We start from the raw sequence: 5,217 nt of genomic DNA on the forward strand, positions 1-5,217 counted from the left end.
CCTTGGTCAGTCCGCGGGCGCGGGCGGCGGTCGCGTCGGCAGTCGCCGCGGCGGGGGTGGACACGGCGGCCCCCCCGCCGGTGCCCCGCTGGGGGACGGCCTCGGGCATGAGTGCCTTGTCCCCCCCCCGGCCTAATGTGACCGGCCGCACACCCGGGATCCCCCCCTGAGCCCAGGCGGGCTCCACCCGCGCCGGCCCCGGGCCCCCCCCCAGACGGACGGGTCCGCCGCCCCCGGCCCCTTCTGCCCGTCCCCGGGCCGGGGCGGTGGCACGTCCTGCGTCCGCTGTGCCGGTATGAACGCCTGGGTGTCGTACGAGGCCGCCGCCGACCGCAGTGCGCGCATCAGCTCGTCGGGCGTGGGCCGGTCCGCGGGCTCCTTGGCGAGGCAGCGCTGCACGAGCGGCGCCAGGTCCTCCGGCACCCCGGTCAGATCCGGCTCGTCGTGGACGACCTGATAGGCGACGAGGTACGGGCTGTCGGAGTCGAACGGCCCCCGCCCGGTGGCCGCGTGCACCAGGACCGACCCCAGCGCGAAGATGTCGGCGGCCGGCCCGACCTCGCGCGGCCGACGGAACTGCTCGGGCGCCATGAACGGCGGCGTGCCGATCAACTTCCCGGTCTCGGTGCGCAGTTCGCTGTCCTTCGGCCGGGAGATGCCGAAGTCGATGACTTTCGGCCCGTCCTCGGCGAGCAGCACGTTGCTCGGTTTCAGGTCGCGGTGGACCACGCCCACCCGGTGGATGTCGCGCAGCGCCTCGGCGAGCCCGGCCATCAGCCGGCGCACCTGGGCCGGGGCCATGGGGCCGTTCCGCTTGACCTGCTCGGCCAGCGTCGGACCGGGAATGAACAGGGTGGCCATCCATGGCCGTTCGGCCTCCGGGTCGGCGTCCACGACCGGCGCGGTGAACGCTCCGCTGACCCGCCGGGCAGCCGCCACCTCCTGCCGGAACCGCCCCCTGAACTCGGGGTCCTTCGCGAATTCGGCGTGCACCACCTTCACCGCGAGCTTCAGTCCCGAGGTGCTGCGGGCCAGGTGCACGACGCCCATGCCACCCGAGCCCAGACAGGATTCCAAGCGGTAGTGCCCGGCATATTCCGGAAGTTCCGCTTCCGCGCCCGCTCCGGTGTTGCGCTGTGGCGTCATGGACCACCCCCGTGCTGTTCGTCCGCGCGCGCGACGCACGGAGCCTAGTCGATGACTCGAACAGGACGGAGGAGGCTTGCTAGCGTGCACTTTCACGCCATCCATACATGTGTGCGAGTCACGCACGCATGTCGGAACGGGGGAGGACCACCCACTCATGTCCACCGAGCACATCGAGACCACCGGCAACGGCACCGCCGAGCAGCCGGCCACCACCACGCCGGCCACCGCCACGCCGACCACCACGCTTTCGGCCACCACCCCGCAGACCGCGGCAGCCGTCGCCGCGGGCACCTACCCGGTGGCCCCCGGCGTCCGCCTCAACGTCCGCAGCGGCCCCGGCACCGGCTACGCCATCGTCCGGGTCCTGCCCGAGGGGATCAACGTCTCCATCTCCTGCCAGACCCCCGGCACCACGGTCTCCGGTTACTACGGCACCTCCAACATCTGGGACAAGATCGGCAACGGCGAGTACGTCTCCGACACCTACGTGCACACCGGCAGCGGCGTACTGGGCCGCGCGAGCGCACTCCTTCAACGCCGCCGCGGCCCAGTACGCCGCCCACCGCCCCTCCTACCCGCCCGCGCTCTTCGACACGGTCGAGGAACTGGCCGGCCGCCCCCTGGCCGGTGCCCGCATCGCGGACATCGGCGCCGGTACGGGCATCGCGACCGCCCTCCTGCACGAGCGCGGCGCCCGCGTGCTGGCCGTCGAACCCGGGGACGGCATGGCGGCCCAGTTCCGCCGCACCCACCCGGACATCCCGCTGGTGCGCGGCAACGGCAACGCCCTGCCCCTCGCCGACGCGTCCACCGACCTGCTCACCTACGCCCAGGCCTGGCACTGGACCTACCCCGCCCGGTCCGTACCGGAGGCCCTGCGCGTGCTGCGCCCCGGCGGCGCGATCGCCCTGTGGTGGAACACCGACGCTGCCGGCGTCGAGTGGATCGCCGAGCAGAGCCGCCGCACCAGCCGGTTCTTCGGTCTCGACGTCCCCAGGGAGCAGCAGCGGGCCGCCCGCACCGAGCTGGCCGACCCCCCCGGCCGCCGGGACTTCCCCCGCCGGGAGATCCGCTGGAGCCGCCGGGTCCCCCTGGACACCCACCTGGCCAACATCGCCAGCCACTCGCTGCTGCTCACCTCCCCCGAGGACCGCAGGACCGCCTTCCTCGCCCAGGAGCGCGCGCACCTGCTGGAGGTCTTCCCCGACGGCATCGTCGAGGAGGTCTACGACGTCCTCCTCCTCGTCGCGACCGCACCCTGACCGGCACCGCGGCACCGCCCCCCGAACGGCGTCCGACCACCGCACCCCGAGCGGCACGGCGGCACCGCACCCCTGGGCGTGAGCGCGCGGTGCACCCCTCCCCGAGCGGCACCGCGGCGCAGTCCGCCTGCCGGACACCGCGCCGCACCGCCCACTCCCGGTGCGAGGATGACCCCATGAGCCAGAAAGTCGCAGTCCTCGGCACCGGCAAGATCGGCGAAGCCCTGCTCAGCGGAATGATCCGGGCCGGCTGGGCCCCCTCCGACCTCCTGGTCACCGCCCGCCGCCCCGAGCGCGCCGAGGAACTCCGCGCGCGCCACGGAGTCACCCCGGTCACCAACGCGGAGGCCGCGAAGACCGCCGACACCCTGATCCTCACCGTCAAGCCCCAGGACATGGGCACGCTCCTCGACGAACTCGCCCCGCACATCCCCGCCGACCGCCTGGTCATCAGCGGCGCGGCGGGCATCCCCACGTCCTTCTTCGAGGAGCGCCTGGCCGCCGGCACCCCGGTCGTCCGCGTCATGACGAACACCCCCGCCCTCGTCGACGAGGCCATGTCCGTCATCTCCGGCGGCACCCACGCCACCGCCGACCACCTCACCCACGCCGAGGAGATCTTCGGCGCCGTCGGCAAGACCCTCCGCGTCCCCGAGGCCCAGCAGGACGCCTGCACCGCCCTGTCCGGCTCCGGACCGGCGTACTTCTTCTACCTGGTCGAGGCCATGACCGACGCCGGCATCCTCCTCGGCCTGCCCCGCGACAAGGCCCACGAACTGATCGTCCAGTCCGCGATCGGCGCCGCCGTGATGCTCCGCGACAGCGGCGAGCACCCCGTGAAACTCCGCGAGAACGTCACCTCGCCGGCCGGCACGACGATCAACGCCATCCGCGAACTGGAGAACCACGGCGTGCGCGCCGCGCTCATCGCCGCCCTGGAAGCCGCCCGCGACCGCAGCCGCGAGCTGGCCTCCGGCAGCAACTGACCCACCGGCCCGGGCGGCGACCGCCCCGCGCCCTCCGCGGCTCGGCGCCCGCCGCCCGTACCGGCCCCTTCAGGCGGGCAGCAGCCCGATCGCCCGGTACGCCGCGTCCACCATCGGCCGCGCCATCTCCCTGGCCTTCTCCGCGCCCCTGCGCAGCACCCTCTCCACGTACGCCGGATCCGCGCACAGCTCCCTGTGCCGTTCCTGCACGGGCCTGAGCACCTCGACCACGGCCTCCGCGGTGTCCTTCTTCAAGGCGCCGTACGAGTCGTACGCACCGCTCAGCGCCTCCGGGTTCCCGCCCTGGCAGGCGGCCAGGATCTCCAGCAGGTTCGCGACGCCGGGCCGGCCCTCGCGGTCGTAGACGACCTCCCGCCCGCTGTCGGTCACCGCCCGCATGACCTTCTTGCGCACCACGTCCGGCTCGTCCAGCAGATAGACGATGCCGGGCCCCGAGTCGTCGGACTTCCCCATCTTGGCCGTGGGGTCCTGCAGGTTCATCACCCGCGCCGCCACCTTCGGAGGCGTCGCCTTCGGCACCACGAACGTGTGTCCGTACCGGTGGTTGAACCGCACCGCCAGATCCCGCGCCAGCTCCACGTGCTGCGTCTGGTCGTCCCCCACCGGCACCTCGTGCGTGCCGTAGGCCAGGATGTCGGCGGCCATCAGCACCGGATACGTCAGCAACGACAGCCGCACGCTCCCGCCGCGCGCCTGCTCCCGCGGCGCCTTCTCCTTGTACTGGATCATCCGCCGCATCTCGCCGTCGGAGGCCACGCACTCCAACAGGTAGGACAGCCGGGCGTGCTCGTCCACATGGCTCTGCACGAACACCGTGCACAACTCCGGATCGAGCCCCGCCGCCAGCAGCAGCGTCGCCGCCTGCCGGCTCAGCCTGCGCACCCGTGCCGGGTCGTGGTCCACGGTCAGCGCGTGCAGATCCACCACGCAGAACAGCGCGTCCGCCTGGTGCTGATCGACCTCGGCCCACCGCCGCATCGCGCCGAGGTAGTTCCCCAGCGTCAGGTGCCCGGTCGGCTTGACCCCACTGAAGACCCGTGTCATCTCTGCTCCCTCTCCTGGTCGGAGCCACCGTCCCGGTCGGCCGGCCCCCTGAGTCCTGGAGGGAGAAACGAGAACGGCCGCCGGAGCGGCGGCCGTTGCATGCGTACGTGAAGGGCGGCCGCCGTCAGGCGGGCCACCACTGCTGGACACACGTACGCGTCGTCATGCCGACCACAGTACGCCCCGGATGCCACCCGCGGGTACCTCGACGTGCCGTGAGTTGACACACCCCGGCGGCATCCGTACTGTTCTCCGAGTTGTCCGACGTGAGAGCCGACTCCGGTCGGTCCCCGGACAGCCACTCCGCAAGCACCACCCACTACTCGACGACAGTCGCGCATTCTGTCTGCCGTCGTTTCATTGGCGTGCGTATTTACGGAATGAGGAATCCACGTTCGCAAGGACGCGGCCCCCGATTCGCTCGGGAGCCGGGATTCCGCTAAAGTCTCACTCGTCGGAAGGGCCCAACAGCCCGGAGGACGAACCCCGCTGACCGGGGATCAGCTCGAAGGAAAGCCGGAGAGTCTGATAGAGTCGGAACCGCCGGAAAGGGAAACGCGAGAGCGGGAACCTGGAAAGCACCGAGGAAATCGGATCGAGAAAAGATCTGATAGAGTCGGAAACACCGAAGGGAAGCGCCCGGAGGAAAGCCCGAGAGGGTGAGTACGAAGGAAGCGACCGTTCCTTGAGAACTCAACAGCGTGCCAAAAGTCAACGCCAGATATGTTGATACCCCGTCTCCAGTCTGATGGCTG

2 protein-coding genes and 2 pseudogenes are annotated in these 5,217 nt (G+C 71.6%); 2 read left to right on the forward strand and 2 right to left on the reverse strand.

Annotation, left to right across the window (positions count from 1 at the left end):
• Window positions 1–243 precede the first annotated feature (243 nt).
• Window positions 244–1,146: pseudogene (locus GV126_RS30840) on the reverse strand (serine/threonine-protein kinase); the annotation flags it as partial.
• 494 nt (window positions 1,147–1,640) lie between these two features.
• Between GV126_RS30840 and GV126_RS30845 the strand changes: the two are divergent.
• Together GV126_RS30845 and proC are read left to right on the forward strand one after the other, a co-directional pair.
• Window positions 1,641–2,411, forward strand: a pseudogene (locus tag GV126_RS30845) (class I SAM-dependent methyltransferase); the annotation flags it as partial.
• Window positions 2,412–2,587: 176 nt separating this feature from the next.
• Window positions 2,588–3,397 carry a pyrroline-5-carboxylate reductase gene (gene proC, locus GV126_RS30850; RefSeq protein WP_028420934.1) on the forward strand — a complete coding sequence of 270 codons (810 nt, stop codon included), beginning with the start codon at window positions 2,588–2,590 and terminating at the stop codon, window positions 3,395–3,397.
• Between the two features lie 69 nt (window positions 3,398–3,466).
• Here the strand turns inward: proC and trpS are convergent, their stop codons facing one another.
• Window positions 3,467–4,462 (reverse strand): tryptophan--tRNA ligase, encoded by a 996-nt coding sequence (trpS, locus tag GV126_RS30855; protein WP_159672797.1) that lies wholly within the window; start codon window positions 4,460–4,462, stop codon window positions 3,467–3,469.
• Between the last annotated feature and the right edge of the window lie 755 nt (window positions 4,463–5,217).

Source organism: Streptomyces mexicanus (assembly GCF_902506575.1).
GTDB lineage: Bacteria > Actinomycetota > Actinomycetes > Streptomycetales > Streptomycetaceae > Streptomyces > Streptomyces mexicanus.